The 15,552-nt window shown below is 70.7% G+C and carries 14 protein-coding genes; 6 read left to right on the top strand and 8 right to left on the bottom strand.

Features of this window, described 5'->3' with window-relative positions; genetic code table 11:
- Nucleotides 1–26: 26 nt before the first annotated feature.
- The 4 genes from SD626R_RS01705 to SD626R_RS01690 form a co-directional block, all read right to left on the bottom strand.
- Entirely contained in the window at nt 27–770 is a 744-nt protein-coding gene (locus SD626R_RS01705; RefSeq protein ID WP_092562625.1) for a DNA polymerase sliding clamp, read from the bottom strand.
- A 144-nt stretch (nt 771–914) separates the two neighbouring features.
- Nucleotides 915–2,294 (bottom strand): phosphoglucomutase/phosphomannomutase family protein, encoded by a 1,380-nt coding sequence (locus SD626R_RS01700; protein ID WP_092562622.1) that lies wholly within the window; start codon nt 2,292–2,294, stop codon nt 915–917.
- A 520-nt stretch (nt 2,295–2,814) separates the two neighbouring features.
- On the bottom strand, nt 2,815–3,573 hold the full coding sequence (hisA, locus tag SD626R_RS01695; protein ID WP_092562619.1) for a 1-(5-phosphoribosyl)-5-[(5-phosphoribosylamino)methylideneamino]imidazole-4-carboxamide isomerase: 759 nt from the start codon (nt 3,571–3,573) through the stop codon (nt 2,815–2,817).
- Nucleotides 3,574–3,623: 50 nt separating this feature from the next.
- Nucleotides 3,624–4,445, bottom strand: coding sequence for a DUF6517 family protein (locus tag SD626R_RS01690; protein ID WP_092562616.1), 822 nt, complete (start codon nt 4,443–4,445; stop codon nt 3,624–3,626).
- A 137-nt stretch (nt 4,446–4,582) separates the two neighbouring features.
- On the opposite strand from SD626R_RS01690, the gene SD626R_RS01685 reads away from it, so the two are divergent.
- The 4 genes from SD626R_RS01685 to SD626R_RS01670 all read left to right on the top strand — a co-directional run bounded on the left by SD626R_RS01685 (nt 4,583) and on the right by SD626R_RS01670 (nt 9,453).
- Complete coding sequence (locus tag SD626R_RS01685; protein ID WP_092562613.1) at nt 4,583–5,863, top strand: thiamine ABC transporter substrate-binding protein; 1,281 nt, start codon at nt 4,583–4,585, stop codon at nt 5,861–5,863.
- Between the two features lie 7 nt (nt 5,864–5,870).
- Nucleotides 5,871–7,673, top strand: coding sequence for an ABC transporter permease (locus tag SD626R_RS01680; RefSeq protein WP_092562610.1), 1,803 nt, complete (start codon nt 5,871–5,873; stop codon nt 7,671–7,673).
- A complete protein-coding gene (locus SD626R_RS01675) occupies nt 7,663–8,799 on the top strand; it encodes an ABC transporter ATP-binding protein (RefSeq protein ID WP_092562607.1) in 1,137 nt (378 codons plus the stop codon). The genes SD626R_RS01680 and SD626R_RS01675 overlap by 11 nt, the downstream gene beginning before the upstream one ends.
- Nucleotides 8,800–9,195: 396 nt before the next feature.
- Nucleotides 9,196–9,453 (top strand): DUF7561 family protein, encoded by a 258-nt coding sequence (locus tag SD626R_RS01670; protein WP_092562604.1) that lies wholly within the window; start codon nt 9,196–9,198, stop codon nt 9,451–9,453.
- Between the two features lie 485 nt (nt 9,454–9,938).
- Here the strand turns inward: SD626R_RS01670 and SD626R_RS01665 are convergent, their stop codons facing one another.
- Nucleotides 9,939–12,302, bottom strand: a complete 2,364-nt coding sequence (locus SD626R_RS01665; RefSeq protein WP_092562601.1) for an amino acid permease — start codon at nt 12,300–12,302, stop codon at nt 9,939–9,941.
- Nucleotides 12,303–12,535: 233 nt separating this feature from the next.
- On the opposite strand from SD626R_RS01665, the gene SD626R_RS01660 reads away from it, so the two are divergent.
- A complete protein-coding gene (locus SD626R_RS01660; RefSeq protein WP_092562696.1) occupies nt 12,536–13,645 on the top strand; it encodes a pyridoxal-phosphate-dependent aminotransferase family protein in 1,110 nt (369 codons plus the stop codon).
- Nucleotides 13,646–13,675: 30 nt separating this feature from the next.
- Here the strand turns inward: SD626R_RS01660 and SD626R_RS01655 are convergent, their stop codons facing one another.
- The 3 genes from SD626R_RS01655 to SD626R_RS01645 are packed head-to-tail and all read right to left on the bottom strand — an operon-like array spanning nt 13,676 to nt 15,234.
- Nucleotides 13,676–14,008, bottom strand: a complete 333-nt coding sequence (locus SD626R_RS01655) for a hypothetical protein (protein ID WP_092562598.1) — start codon at nt 14,006–14,008, stop codon at nt 13,676–13,678.
- A gap of 10 nt (nt 14,009–14,018) precedes the next feature.
- Nucleotides 14,019–14,318, bottom strand: coding sequence for a DUF424 domain-containing protein (locus SD626R_RS01650; protein ID WP_092562693.1), 300 nt, complete (start codon nt 14,316–14,318; stop codon nt 14,019–14,021).
- A 22-nt stretch (nt 14,319–14,340) separates the two neighbouring features.
- Nucleotides 14,341–15,234 (bottom strand): tetratricopeptide repeat protein, encoded by an 894-nt coding sequence (locus SD626R_RS01645; protein ID WP_092562595.1) that lies wholly within the window; start codon nt 15,232–15,234, stop codon nt 14,341–14,343.
- Nucleotides 15,235–15,315: 81 nt separating this feature from the next.
- Here SD626R_RS01645 and SD626R_RS16980 point away from each other — a divergent pair.
- A partial coding sequence (locus tag SD626R_RS16980) for a hypothetical protein (protein WP_218054128.1) occupies nt 15,316–15,552 on the top strand: 237 nt, incomplete at its 3' end.

The raw sequence follows: 15,552 nt of genomic DNA, 5'->3' as shown, positions 1-15,552 counted from the left end.
GCAGTAAAACGTCGTTTTCTGCCGCCTCAGTCGCTCTGAATGCGGGGGGCGAGCATGAACGTCACATTTCCGAGCCCCTCAGCGAACCCGTAGTGAAGCTTGACCGGGAACTCCTCGCCGAGCTCGATGGTGACCTCGGCGTCGCCGGGGATCGCCTTGTTCATGTCCTTCAGGTAGTCGAGGCTGAACAGCGAGTCGGCGGGGCCGGCGGTGAGCGCGATGAGGTCCTCGCGGGCGAGCCGCAGGTCGACGTCGTCGGTGTCGCCCTCGGCCTCGATGAAGAACGCCTCGTCGGCCTCGTCGACGCGCAGTCGGATGTGGTCCGAGACCATGTCCGCGGCCTTGATCCCGCGGTCGATCTGGGCGCCCTCGACGACGATCTCGGAGGCGAGATCGAGGTCCGGGATGTCCGGCTCCTGGCGGATGGAGTCGGGGTCGATGAGCGCGAGGGTGTACGAGAGCCCGTCGATCTGGATGTGGAGCTTGCGGGTCTCCTCGTCGAGCTCGAGGTGGATCAGGTCGCCCGAGTTGGCCATCCCGGCGATGTCCTCCAGGCGGGCGAGGTTGACACCGATGACGCCGCCGTCGGCCTCGTACGACTCGAACGCCGCGGCTTCGAGGGTCAGGTCGACCATGCCCACGTTGGCGGGGTCGACGGCGCGGATCGAGAGCTCCTCCTCGTTCAGGCGGATCTTACACTCGTCGACCAGCACGCTCACCGAATCGAGCGCGTCCTGAAACGTCGACGCGCCCACGATGGCCTTGAACATATACGTTCGGCTAGGGCGGTATCACCTAAAAAGGCACCCGATCGGGCCGGCACGGAAACGCTCAAACCGACCGGATGAGGCGGGCGACGATGACCGCGAGCGTCGTCGAGGACCGTCGCCGTCGACCGGCACGGGCGGCGGCGCTCAGATCAGCGGCTCGACGATCTCGCGGCCCTCGGCGAGCAGCTTCTCGACCGCCTCGTCGCCGTCGGCCTCGGCGTACACCCGGAGCTTCGGCTCCGTGCCGGAGGGGCGCACGAGCAGCCACGAGCCGTTCTCCAGAAGCAGCTTGAACCCGTCGAGCGTGACGACCTTCGCGACGGGGGAGCCGTTCACCGACTCGGGGATGTGATCTTCGAGCTCGTCGAGGACGCCTTCCTTCCGGTCGTCGGGGCAATCGAGCGACACCTTCCCGGCCGCGATCTGTCCGTACTCGTCGAGCAGGCGGTCGACCCGCTCGTCGAACGGCTCCGCGGCGTGGGTGCCCGCGGCGAGCAGCGCCATCAGCACGCCGTCCTTCTCCCGGACGTGGCCGCGGAGCGTGAAGCCGCCGGACTCCTCGCCCCCGAACAGCGCGTCGTGCTCGCCCATCGCCTCGGCGACCCACTTGAAGCCGACCGGGGTCTCGTACACCTCCTCGCCGTGCGCCTCGGCGATGCGGTCGACGAGGAACGTCGTGGAGACGGTCCTGACCGCGGGCCCCGAGTCGTCCTCCAGCAGCCGGTCGTAGCAGGCGGCGTAGAAGAGGTTCGCGTCGAGCACGCCGCGCTCGGGCGTGACGACCGCGATCCGGTCGGCGTCGCCGTCGTTGGCGATCCCCAGATCGATGTCGCTCTCGGGGTCGGTGACGCGCTCCGCGAGCGCTTCGAGGTGCTCGGCCGACGGCTCGGGGGAGTCGCCGCCGAACGTCACGTCGCGCTCGCAGCGCAGGCGGACCACCTCGGCCCCCGCGGATTCGAGGAGCGCGTCGGTGACGCCGCGCCCGCTCCCGTGCATCGCGTCGTACGCGACCGTGATCCCGTCCAGGTCGGCCCCCACCAGCTCTCGGGCCACGTCGGCGTGGGCGCTCACGAGGTCGACGCGCGAAATCTCGCCGCGCTCGGCCTCGGGGAGGAGGTCGGGCTCGGCGAGCCGGTCGACCACGTCCTCGGTCACGCCCGGAAGCGCGGGGGCGCCGTCGTGGGGAATGAACTTCACGCCGTTGTACTCGGGCGGGTTGTGCGAGGCCGTGACCATGCAGGCGCCGGCGAGCCCGCGGTCGACGATGGCGTACGCGATCACTGGCGTCGGCGCGTCACGCTCGGGGAGGACGACATCGAAGCCGTTGCCCGCGAGCACCTCGGCGAGGCTCTCCGCGAACCCCTCCGAGGTCTCGCGGGCGTCGTAGCCGACCGCGACCGGTTCGTCGTGACCCGCCGCCGCGAGGTGGTTTGCGACCGCTTGTCCCACGATGCGCACGCGCTCGTCGGTGAAGGTGTCGAGCGTCGCGCGCCAGCCGTCCGTGCCGAACGAGATCTGGTCCATGTGACCCACGTCGGCGGCCGGGACAATAATGCCCGGTGCCGGTCGCGAGCCTTGCGGCTGTGAGTCGGCCACAGGAAGGTGGTATTCGTGCGGTCGGCGCGTGCCTGCGAGGCCGCCCCGCGGCCGAGCAGCACGCGCGAGGGAGTCGGGCGGCCGGAGCGAAGCGGAGGCCGGCCGACGAGGCTGGGGAGGCGTGAGGCGCTGTGCAGCTGCGGTCGGGTGGGTATCAAAGGGGCAGCCGCGAGGCGGGCGCACGCTCGCTGTGCTCCTCGCTCAGTCGCTGTCGCTCCTTCGCTGCGGTGCTTGCGTCGCCTGCGCCCGCCTCGCGGCTGGGGCTTTGGCGGTGTTCACCGACGATCTACTGTCGATCATGTATCGCCGAGTGGCTGGGGGCTTTGGCGGTATTCACCGACGATCTGGTCCCAGCCACGGATCGCCGAGCGGCCGGGGCTTTGGCGGTGTTCACCGCACCGATCACGACGAATTACGACCGAACACCACCGCCGCCACGCGCCGGGACCTACCGCTCGTCCGCCGCTTCCTGCGCCTCTCGCAGCGTGAACGCGCCCTCGTACAGCGCGGTCCCGACGACGACCGCGGCCGCGCCGGCCGCCTTCAGCGCGACCACGTCCTCGACCGTCGCCACGCCGCCGGAGGCGATCACGGGTATCTCCACCGCCTCCACGACGCTCGCGACCGCCTCGCGGTCGACTCCCGCCAGCTGTCCCTCGACGTCGACGTTCGTGAACAAGATCGCGCCCGCGCCCAGGTCCTCGTACCGGACCGCCGCCTCGGCGGGGTCCAACCCGGTCCCCTCCGTCCACCCGCTCACGACGACCTCGCCGTCCTTCGCGTCGAGGCTGACGACGACGCTCCCGGGATGCGTCTCGTCGATCTCGGCGACGATCTCGGGCGTCTCGACCGCCGCGGTGCCAAGGATTACGCGGTCGAGCCCGAGGTCGAGGAGGTCGCGCGCCCCCTCGGCGGTTCGGATGCCGCCGCCGAGCTGGAGGCCGACCCCTTCCTCGCCTTCCTCGTCCCCGCCGACCGCCTCGACCACCGCCTCGATCGCAGCGGCGTTGACGCGCTCGCCCTCGAACGCGCCGTCGAGGTCGACGAGGTGGAGCGTCTCCGCGCCCGCCTCGATCCAGCGCTCGGCGGCCTCGACCGGGTCGCCGTACCGCTTTCCCGTGCCGCGCTCGCCGCCGACGAGCTGGACGACCTCGCCGTCCTGGACGTCGACCGCCGGGATCACCTCGAACTCGGGGAAGCCGCTCATACCCGTCGAGAGTCGCGGGCGCGGATTAAACGGGTCGGTTCGACGGAACGCTACGTCACCGAGACGATCAGCGCCGAGACCTCCTCGTCGAACGCGGCGGGGTCGGTCGCCAGCGCGTCCGCCGCCTCCGCGTCGGCGGTCGATTCGACGACGGTCTCGCCGTCTATCGAGCCGGGGAGAGAGTCCCCGACGGCCGCGGTGATCGGCTCGGACGGGAACGCCCCGCCGGCCACGAGCACGTCGGTGCCGTCGTGCCAGACGGCGAGCCGCGCCCTGACGCCCGTCACCTCGTCCACCGCGGTCGTCGAGCCGTCGGGGAGGGCGACCTCGCCGTCGAGCGCGAACTCGCCCTCGAAGCGCCACGCGGTCGCGGTGTGACCGCCCGTCACCGTCGTGACCCCCTCGTCGACCTCCTGAAGGTTCTCTGTCCCGGCGCTCCGGAGCCGCGCGCGGAACGCGTCGACCGCGGCCGTCTCGGCCGCCGTCATCACTCGGTCGCGACCGACCCCGCCCGGCAGCCCGTCGATCGCGGGCCGGAGGTCGAGACGGGTCGCGAAGAAGACGACCGGCGACCCGCTCGCGTCGAGCGCCTCGGCGAGGGCCTCGGCGACGGAGGCGTCCTCGTAGATCAGGGTGTGTTCGAGCGCGCGGACCGTCACCGGCCCGTACGCCCGCTCGAAGACCGTGCCCTCCGACTCGTCGAGGAGCCGCCACCCGTCGTCGATCCGGTCGCTCGTCACGGTCGGTTCCGGTACCGGCCCGTCGCGGCCGCCGAGACAGCCGGCGAGGCCGACGGCCGCGGCGCTCGCGCCCGCGGCGAGGAGCCGACGGCGCCCGATTCCGGTCGCGTCTCCGATCGACGAGTCGTTCATACCCTTCCGGAAGGTTCGACTCCCTAAGTCGGTGTTGCCGCGGGTATCGAGAACGATATCGCCGCACCCGACCGTCGCCTTCCCCGCGCCGTCACCGACACGGATCCCTTATAACCACTCGGTGTGACAACTCGGTAATGGCAGACGACACGGACGCGACCGGCGACGCGGACCCGAGCGACCGGCGAGCGCTGCGTGGCGCCGACCGCTCGACCCGCCGCCGGTTCCTCGCGCTCGGCGGCGCGGCGGGCGCCGTCGCGCTCGCCGGCTGTAGCGCGGAGCGAACCGGCGACGGCGGGGACGGCTCCGACGGCTCGAACGACTCCGACGGGTCGGACGGCGGAGACGACGGGTCCGACGACGACGGATCCGGCGGGGAGGAGACGCCAACCCTGACGGTCGCGACGTACACCAACTTCATCGACGCCCCCTCGGTGAGCCCGGGCGCGTGGCTCAAAGAGGAGTTCGAGTCGCGCGTCGACGCCGAGCTGGAGTGGGCGACGCCGGACAACGAGCTGAACTACTACGTCGAGCGCGCCGCCTCCGGCGTCTCCGTCGACGCCGACCTCTACGTCGGGCTCACGACCGAGGACCTCGTGCGCGTCGACGACGAACTCGACGGCGACCTGTTCGCCGAGCGCGGCGAGGTGGCCGGGTTCAACGACGTCCGCGACGGGCTCCTGTTCGACCCGTTCGACCGGGCGGTCCCCTTCGACACCGGCTACGTGAGCCTCGTCTACGACGGCACGGCGACCGAGGCGCCGGAGACGTTCGAGGGACTCCTCGCGGACGAGCACGCCGGCGCGCTGATCGCGCAGAACCCCGGCGGATCGACGACCGGGCGCTCGTTCCTGCTCCACACGATCCACCGGTTCGGCGACGGCGGCGTCGCGGGCGACGGGGCGGGCGACGGCGACGAGACCGTCGCGGGCGGCGACGACGACCCCGACTACGACTACCTCGACTACTGGGCGGACCTCCAGGCCAACGACGTGCGGGTGCTCGGGGACTGGGACGAGGCGTACACCGCCTGGAGCAACGGCGAGGCGCCGATGGTCGTCTCCTACTCGACGGACCAGGTGTTCGCGGACATGGAGGGCGCGGACCTGGAGGAGCATCAGATCCGCTTCCTGAACGACCAGGCGTACGCGAACCCGGAGGGGATGGCCGTCTTCGCCGAGGCCGACGAGCCCGAGCTCGCCCGCGAGTTCATGTCGTTCATGCTGGAGCCGGAAGTGCAGGGAGAGATCGCCCAGCGCAACGTCGCGTTCCCGGCGACCGACACCGCGACGCTGCCCGAGGACTACGCCGAGCTCGCCCAAGAGCCGGCCGAGCCGGTGACGTTCACGTACGACGAGCTACAGGGGGCGGTCGGCGAGTGGGTCGACGCCTGGGAGCGGCAGTTCGCCGGGAACTGAGGGCGGCGTGAGCGACCGTCGTCGGGACGGGGCGGTCCGCGCCGTCCGCGAGCGCGTCGAGGGGGGGCTGCTGACCGCGCTCGCGGTCGTCACGAGCCTCACGCTCGTCGCCGCCTTCTACTACCCGGTCGGCACGGTCCTGATCGAGGCGGTCGTCGTCGACGGCGCGGCCACGCTCTCGGTGTTCGCGGCGCTACTTCGCGACCCGTTCTACTTCGGGGAGCTCGCCCGGCTGTTCGCGGGCGAGTCGCCGCTCGCGGTCGCGCGCGCCCTGCTCTCGCCGGACCGCCGGCTCGGGATCGTCGGGTTCACCGCGTACCAGGCCGCGCTGTCGACCGTCGCCAGCGTCGCCCTCGGACTGCCCGCCGCCTACCTGCTCGCGCGCTTCGAATTCCCCGGCCGGCGGACGCTGCGGTCGCTGACGATCGTCCCGTTCGTCCTGCCGTCGATCATGGTCGCGGTCGGGTTCGTCGCCACGTTCGGCACGAACGGGACCCTCAACGGGGTCCTGTCGGCGGTCGGGCTCCCGCGCGTCGAGCTGCTGTTCACCCTGGAGGCGGTCGTGATCGCCCACGCCTTCTACAACGCGCCGCTCGTCGCCCGGGTGACGACCGCAGCGTGGGAGTCGGTCGACGCGCGGGCGGTCGAGACCGCCCGGAGCCTCGGCGCGGGGCCGGTCCGGGCGTTCTTCGACGTGGTCGCGCCGCAGGTGTACCCGGCGGTCCTGACTGGCGCGGCGCTCACCTTCGTCTTCACCTTCGGCACCTTTCCCATCGTCCTCGCGCTCGGCGGGTTCGAACTCGCGACGGTCGAGGTGTTCGTGTACCGGCTCGTCCGCGACCTGAACTACGCCGAGGCGGCCGCGCTGGCGATCGTCGAGCTCCTCATTTCGCTCGGGGTGCTGCTGGCGTACCTGCGCTACGAGGCGCGCAACACGGTCAGCGCGCGCGGCGCTCGCCCGCTCCCGCGCAGGTCCCTCCGCCCCGCGGCCCCGACCCTCCGAGAGGTCCTCCCGCGCGTCGGCCTCGCCGCCTACGCCGTCGCCGTGGGGGTCCTCTTCCTCGCGCCGATCGCCTCGATGGTCCTCGCGAGCGTCACGGGCGGCGACGGCGCGCTGACGCTGGAGCACTACCGCTTCCTCTTAGAGCGCCAGCGGACGGGCGCGGCGTTTCAGGTGCGACCGTGGCCCGCGATCCGCAACTCGCTCGCGTTCGCGTCGGCGGCGACCCTCCTGGCCCTCCCGATGGGAGTCGTGGTCGCGGTGCTGACGACGCGGCGGTACCGCGGGCGGAAGCTGGTCGACGCGGCCGCGATGGCGCCGCTCGCGGTGTCCGGGATCGTCGTCGGCCTCGGGCTCCTCCGCGGGCTCGTCTTCGGTATCGAGGTCGCGGGGTGGCGGATCGCGGCGACCGGCGCGGTCGCCATCGTCGTCGCGCACGCCGTGGCGGGTTACCCCTTCGTCGTCCGGACGGTCGCGCCCGGGCTGGAGGGATTGGACCGTTCGCTGGTCGAGTCGGCGCGGGCGCTCGGCGCGTCGCGGGCGCGGGTGATCCGCGACGTGGAGCTCCCCTTGGTGTGGCCCGGGGTCGTCGCGGGCGCGGCGTTCGCGTTCGCCATCTCGATCGGGGAGTTCACGGCGACGGTGGTGCTCGCGACCGGCGCCGACGCGTACACGATGCCGGTCGCCATCGAACGGTTCATCGGGCGTCGGCTCGGACCGGCGACCGCGATGGGCGTCGTCCTCCTCGTCGTCACCGGGCTCAGCTTCGTCGTCATCGAGCGGCTCGGGGGTGAGACCCGTGGACTTTGAGCGGTCGGCCACCGACGCCGCCGCGTCCGCCGACGCTCCGCCCGCCGTCGAGCTCGACGGCGTCACCAAGCGCTACGGGGAGGCCACCGCCGTCGACGACGTGAGCCTCCGGGTGCGCGAGGGGGAGTTCTTCACGCTCGTCGGCCCCTCCGGCTGCGGGAAGACGACCACGCTCCGGCTGATCGCGGGCTTCGAGGAGCCCTCTTCCGGCACCGTCCGCTTCGGCGGCGAGTCGGTCGCCGGGGTCCCCCCGGAGGACCGCGACGTGGGCGTCGTCTTCCAGAACTACGCGCTGTTCCCGCACATGACCGTCGGCGAGAACGTCGGGTACGGGCTCAACTTCGCCGACCCGCCAGAGGGGGTCACCCGCGACGAGCGCGTGGCAGAGCTGCTCGAGCTGGTCGACCTCCCCGACGCCGCCGGCCGCGAGCCCGAGAACCTCTCGGGCGGGCAACAGCAGCGCGTCGCGATAGCGCGCGCGCTCGCGCCCGGCCCCGACCTCCTCCTCCTCGACGAGCCGATGAGCGCGCTCGACGCGCGGCTCCGCGAGCGCCTCCGGGTGCAGGTCCGAAAGATCCAGTCCGAACTCGGAATCACGACCGTCTACGTCACCCACGACCAGGAGGAGGCGCTGGCGATCTCCGACCGCGTCGCGGTGATGCGCGGCGGGACGCCAGAGCAGGTCGCGCCCCCGCGGACGGTGTACCGGGAGCCCGCCACCCGGTTCGTCGCCGAGTTCGTCGGCGACAACAACGTCTTCGCGGGACGGGTGGTCGACGCGGAGGAGCGCGATGGAGACGGCGTCTCTCGAATCGTCGGCGTCGACATCGGCGGCGAGACGCTCCGCGTCGGCGTGAGCGACGCGACCGACATCGACGCCGGCGACCGCCTCACCTTCTGCGTCCGGCCGGAGTATCTCCGGATCGACGAGGGGGAGAGTCGGGTTCGGGCGACCGTCGCGAGCGCGGAGTTCCTCGGCGAGACGACCCGGGTGACCCTCGACTGGGGCGGGCGCGACCTCGTCGTCCGGACGCGCGACCCCCTCTCCGGGGAGGTCGTCGTCGGCTTCGACCCCGAGGACGCGCACGTCATCAGCATCGAGGGGGACGTGACAGACGGCTATTGATAAATGAACGACGCGGTCGGCGCGTGCCTCCGAGTGGTCGCCGAAGGCGGCCACGAGGAGCGCGCGCGAGGGACGCGGTGAGCGCTCAGAGAGCGCGAACCGCGAGGCTGGGGAGGTGTGAGGCCGCGGTGCTGTGCGGGCGGTGGGGCTCAAAGGGGCAGCCGCGAGGGCGAACTCCGCCGACGTAAGCACTGCAGGGAGCGAGCACCGCGAGCGATCGAAGCGCGCAGCGAGGCGCAGGAGTCCTCGCGGCTGGGGCTTTGGAGGTGTTAACCGCCGATCCACAGTCAACCGTTTATAAGTAAGCGACTGGGGCTTTGGCGGTGGTCACCGTCGATCCGCTAGCGATCACGTTTCCGCCGACACGCATTAGCGCTCGGAGTCGATACGATGAGTATGGCCTCGGAGTCCTGTTTCGTCTGCGAGCGGTCCGTCAGGATCGCCGGCGGGATCGGCGACCTGTGGAACTTCGCGTTCGAGTCGACCCAGGGATTGACCTTAGAGCTCGCCGACGGCTCCGAGTTCTTCCTCTGTTTCGACTGTATGGAGCGGCTCCCTGACGACCACGAGCCGACCGAGGCGGACGTGGCCGACCTCCGCGAGCGCACCGATCCCGTCGAAGACGACGGGAACGACTTCTGGCACTGGAGATAACCCGCCGGATCGGGGCGTTCGGGCAACCGATCGTTTATTCCGTAGTTGTCAAGGGAAGTACCTGCAAAGCCCCGGTTATACGAGGAGGACAGCGGGTCGGCAGAGAACGTCTCCGAAGCCCCAGTCGCGACGACTCGCGCGGCTTGCTGCGGTCCTCAGTCGCTCGTTTCACTCGCTCCCTGCGGTCCTTGCTGCGCCGTGCTTCGTCCTTCCGGGAGACGAAGTCTCCCGTCTTCCCGCTCGCGTTGCTCGCGGGAATCGCGACTGCCCCTTCGAGTCCCACCTCGACCGCACAGCACCTCACGCCTCCCCAGCCTCGTCGCTCGCTCCGCTCGTGACTTCCCTCGCGCGCGCTCCTTCGCGCCCGGTGGGCGCTCGGAGGCGCGCGCCGCCGCCTATCTCAGTGGAAACGGACCCCACCGCCTCCGGAGTCGCATATACCCGATTCCGCCGGCCGAATCTGCACGTCTCATCGCCGGCTCCTGTCACTTCTCCGCGTCGCTGTCGTCGTCGACTCCCGGCGTCGAGGGCTCCGGCTCGACGCCGGTGTCCGTGGGCGTCTCCGCGACGTCGGTCACGTCGTTCGACCGCGCACCGCTGCCGAACAGCCGGTCGAGGAGCCCGCGGTCGCTCTTCGGCTCGGCGAGCAGCACGGAGCACTCCACCTCGTTGAGCACGTCCAAGACGAGCGATCCGCTGACCAGCCGCGAGAGCAGCCCCTTCTGGGTCGCGCCGATGATCAGCATCGTGGCGTCGCGGGCGGCGCGGTCGATCGCCGTCTCGACGTCGCCGCTCTCGATCCGCAGCGTCGCGTCGGCGAGGTCGTGCTCGGCGGCCCACCCCATGAGGAACCGTCGGCCCGCCGCCTCGTCGTCGGCGACGTGCAGCAGGGTGACCTCGCCGTCGAACTCCACCTGAAGCATCTTCGCGACCGCGCCGGACAGGTCCGAGGCCGGGCCGCCGGCGGTCGGCACGAGGATGCGCGAGGCGTCGAAACCGCGGTCGCGGAAGACGAGGAAGTCGGAGGGGAGCGAGCGCGCGAGTTCGTCGACGGCGGACTCGGCGCGGCCGGGCGCCCCGTGGGAGTCCTCGCCCCAGCCCATCACCGTGAGGTCGGCGCCGTAGGTGCGCGCGGCGTCGAACACCTCCTCGAACACGCGGTGGGATAAGACGACGTGCGTCTCCACGTCGACGCCGAACGTCTCGGCGTCCTCGCGGGCCTGGTCGAGGAGGCCGTGTGCCGCCTCGTGAGCGCCGCGGTCGCGCGCCGCCTCCAGCGACGTCTGGTCGGGGACGTTCGCGATGTTGACCGCGACGACCGTTCCGTTCCGCTGCTTGGCGATGGCGGACGCGAGCGTGATCAGGTGCTCCTCGGTCGCGGGGTTCGCGAGCGGCACCATCACGCGGTAGTCGTCGCCGCTCGGCTGGACCGAGGTCGCGGCCGACACCGCGGCCTTCGGCAGTTCGTCGGAGCGGTCGAGGATCCACGCGCCCAGCACGCCGCGCGACTCCACCTTCCCGCGGGCGTACAGCAGGTACCAGAGCAGCGCGAAGACGACGAGCCCCCCGGAAATCGCGATGATCCGCGGTTCGATGTAGGCGATCAGCGCGAACGACGAGATGGTCCCGATTATCGGGACGGCCGGGTAGAAGGGGACCTCGAAGTCGGGGTCGTACCCCTCGACCTCCGACTCGCGCATGACGATCAGCGCGATGTTGAGCAGGCCGTAGACGACGAGGTGGAGCACGGAACCCATCGTCGACAGCGACTCGACGCTCCCGGCGACGAGGAAGACGAGGATGAGCGCGCCGGTGAGCGCGATCGACTTGTACGGCGTGCCGAACCGCTCGTGGATCTCGTTGAGCTTCGGGGTGACGATCTTCTCGCGGCCCATCGCGAAGTTGATCCGTGACGACGAGAGGATCGACGCGTTCGCGGAGGAGGCGGTCGCGAGCAGCCCGCCGATCAGCAGCATGGCGGCGCCGACGGCGCCCAGCGAGTAGCCGAACACCTCGTAGTTGCCGAAGAGGAGGCGGGCGGCGTCGACCACGGCGGTCTCGTTGTTCGCGACCAGTTCGTTCGGCACCGCGGCGAGCAGCACGAGGAGGAACAGCGCGTAGACGACCGTGACGATCACGACCGAGCCGAGCACCGCGAGCGGGAGGTTCCGCCCGGGGTTCTTGATCTCCTCGGCGACCGAGGTGATCTGGACGAAGCCGAGGTACGAGACGAAGATGATCCCCGTCACCGGCAGCACCTGGCTCGTCGTCCCCGGCGGCGCGAGCGGTCGCAGCGACGACATCTCGGCGTTCAGCAGGCCGACGACGGTGAAGACGGCGAGGATGCCGAGCAGCGACATGACGATGACGATCTGGAGCCCGCCCGTCTCCTTCGCGCCGAAGTAGTTGACCGCGATGAACAGCAGCGCGCCGGCGAGGCCGATCACCTGCGCGGCCTCCAGCGTCACCGGACCGAGCCCGATCGGCCCGAGCCCGACGAGGGCGTTGACGTACTCGCCGAAGCCGTACATGTAGAAGGCGGAAGCGAACGCGAGGCCGAGCCAGTTCGCCCAGCCGGCGACGGAGCCGAACATGGGCCCGAGCGCCCGGTTGACGTAGAAGTACGCGCCGCCGGACTTCGGCATCGCCGTCCCGAGCTCGGACGCCGACAGCGCCGTGAACAGGGCGATGACGCCGCCGAGGACGAACGTGAACGCCGCGAGCGGGCCCGCCCGCGCGACCGCGGTCCCGGGGAGGACGAAGATCCCCGCCCCGATCATCGTCCCGATCCCGATGGTGAGCGCCGCCAGCGGACCGAGGTCCTTCGCGAGCTCCTCGTCGCCGCTCACGGCGGTCCACCTCTGGCGGTTGTGACTCGCCGGTCGTCTGTCATACGCTACTTCTCTCCTCGTCTGGTATAAACCCGGCTGATCCGGGCAACGACACCGTCTCCGACGGCCGGGAGCGCTCGTCGGAACGCGCGTGAGTCCGTCCGTTCGTTTGCCCGACTCGCGCGCCCGTTCAACCGTATCACAAGGACCATACTGCCTCGCCACCCGGTACGATCCGACAGGTGGATCCCGTGACGAAGAAACGCGAATACCGCGACGACTACGACGACAAGACGCTGTACATCCCCGGGCCGACCGAGGTCCGCGACGACGTGATCGAGGCGATGACGGAGTCGACGTTCGGCCACCGGATGGACCGGATGACCGACCTCTACACCACCATCGTCGAGGACACCAAAACGTTCCTCGGCACCGACAACGACGTGATCATCCTCACCGCCTCCGGGACGGAGTTCTGGGAGGCGACGACGCTGAACCTCGTCGACGACCGCGTTCTGGTGCCGACCTGCGGGGCGTTCAGCGAGCGCTACGCCAACGTCGCCGAGCGCCTCGGCAAGGACGTCGACCGGCTGGAGTACGAGTGGGGCGAGGCGGTCAAACCCGAGGACGTCCGCGACGCCATCGAGGCCGCCGACGCGGAGTACGACATGGTCGCGGGGGTGATGAACGAGTCGTCGACCGGCGTCCGCAACCCGGTCGAGGAGATGGGCGACGTAATCGGTGAATACCCGGACACCTACTTCGCCGTCGACGCCGTCTCGTCGCTCGGCGGCGACTACCTCGACATCGAGGAACACGACATCGACGTAGTGTTCGCCTCGACCCAGAAGGCGTTCGCGATGCCGCCGGGGCTCGCGGTCTGCGTCGTCAGCGACGACGCCTACGACCGCGAGGTCGAAAAGGGCGACTCCTCGTGGTACGGCGGCTTCCGGCGCGCCATCGACTACTACGACCGGAAGGGGCAGACGCACTCGACGCCCGCCATCCCGATCATGCTCGCATACCGCAAGCAGATGAAGCGCATGCTGGAGGAGGGCCACCGCGCCCGCGACGAGCGCCACCGCGAGATGATGGAGTACGTCCACGACTGGGCGGACGAGCACTTCGCGATGTTCCCCGAGTCGGGGTACGAGTCGCAGACGGTCGCCTGCATCGAGAACACGCAGGGGATCGACGTCGCGGCGACGATCGACGAGGTGAGCGAGGAGTACGACATGGCCTTCTCGAACGGCTACGGCGACCTCGGTGAGGAGACGTTCCGCATCGGACACATGGGCGAACACACCGTCGAGAGCGTGAAGGAGCTCACCGACGCCATCGAGGACGTCGCGGACCTGTAGCGCGGTCGGTCCGTCCCCCATCGTCTCCCGTCAGCCGTCCGACCGCGGCTCGACCAGATCGATCTGATACCGACGGCCGCCGGCCTCCGTCTCCTCGACCGCGACGACGACGAACGCGTGGTCGCCGACATCGACGATGTCGCCGGTCGAGAGCGGCCCGTCCGGGCCGGGCACGCCGCGCCGGCGACGGTTTCGACGGGCTCGCTCCGAGCGCTCGTGGTCGCTGTCCGTCTCCTCTTTGACGATGTCCGGCGCGACGCCGATGACGGCGCGCTCGGCGTCGATCGCGCGGTTCCAGAACGCGTCCGACGGCGGCCGCGGGCCCAGTCGCTCCGCGAGCTCCGCCCGTCCGAGTCGCTTCATACGTCCCCGCTCACAGCCAGAGCAGTTGTGCGTGTCGGGTTCCGTCGACGTCGAGCACCGTCTCCTCGTCGACGAGCCCCGCCTCGACCGCGACGCGGACGGCCTCGACGCCGACGATGTTCGCGACCTGCGCCCGATGGAGCCCGGCGACGACCTCCTCGGCGCTCGCCTCGACGGCGTCGTCGCCCCCGTAGAACTCCTCGGTGACGTCGAGCGTCACGGCGCCGTCCGCGTACGTCTCGCCGAGGCAGTCGGCGTCGCAGACGGAGACGAGCGTCCCCTCCGCGGTCTCGCGCTCGCGCAGGAGCATCGCGACGGCCTCCTCGCCCATCTCAGAAGCCCTCGGGCCCCTCGCCCTGGAGCTCGCGCTCCGGGGGCTCGGCCGCCTCGTCGCGCTCGCCTCCTTGACCGCCGCGGCCGCCCGCTTGACCCCCGCGGCCGCCACGGCCGCCCGCCTGACCGCCCGGTCCGGGCGCCTGCCCGGTCTGTTCCTCGACCATCTGCTCTTCCGCCTCGCGCCGGATCTCGTCGGCGCGGTCGGCGACCTCCTCGGCCTGCTCGTGCTCGCCGGCCTCTTCGAGGGCGCGCGCCTTCTCTTCGAGGACGCCCGCGCTCCGGTAGCCGAGGCGGATCGCGTTGTCGAAGCAGGTGACGGCGTCCTCGGCGAGCCCGCGCTCGACCAGCAGGAACCCCCGGTTGTACCACGCCTCGGCGAAGCGCGGGTCGGTCTCGACGGCGCGCTCGGCGTGTTCGAGCGCCTGCTCGGTGCGGCCGAACTCCCAGAGCGCGTACGCGAGGTTAGTCTCGGCGGTCGCGGCGTGCTCGGAGTCGTCGTCGATCCGCAGCGCCTCCTCGTAGGCGCCGATCGCCTCGTCGTACTCCTCTAACTCGGCGTGGGCCGCGCCCTTGTTCACCCACGCCTCCTGGGCCTCCAGCGAGTCCTCCTCGGCGAAGTGGGCGGCGCGCTCGAACGTCTCCGTGGCCTCCTCGAAGCGGTTGATCCCCATGTAGGAGAGCCCGACATCGATCAGCCGCTCCACGTCGATGGCGTCGCTCTCGACGTTCCGCTTGTCGAGGATGTCGGTCAGCACGCGGGAGTCGACGGGGTCGACCGTGTTCGGGTCGGCGTCGAGCTCCTCGGGGTCGAGGGTGAACTCCTCGTAGTCGGCGTCGACGCCCTGCCCGGCGGAGAACTCGTGGCGGTCGCCGTCGCGTTCGTCGGTCATATGCCCTAGTTTGACGGTCACGACGCGTAAGGGTTGCGTCGCCGACTGGACGGATGTGGGTTATACGCACCTTTCGTCGGTATGAATCGCATTGACCGCTTTTATGCAACTGCCAGCGCGGTGAACGCCTCCAAAGCCCCAGCCGGCGACGACTCGCACGACTCGCTGCGCTCCTCGTCACTCGCTATGCTCGTTCCTGCGGTGCTTGCGTCGTCGGGCTTCGTCCTCGCCGACTGCCCCTTTGAGTCCCGCCCCGCACAGCGACCGCAGCCTCACACCTCCCCAGCCTCGCGGTTCGCGCTCTCCGAGCGCTCACCG

Origin of the sequence: Halorubrum sp. SD626R (assembly GCF_001261915.1) — an archaeon.
In the GTDB taxonomy this organism is placed as follows: Archaea; Halobacteriota; Halobacteria; order Halobacteriales; family Haloferacaceae; genus Halorubrum.
Note: the sequence above shows the minus strand (reverse complement) of the source record. Positions and strands in the feature narration are given on the sequence as shown.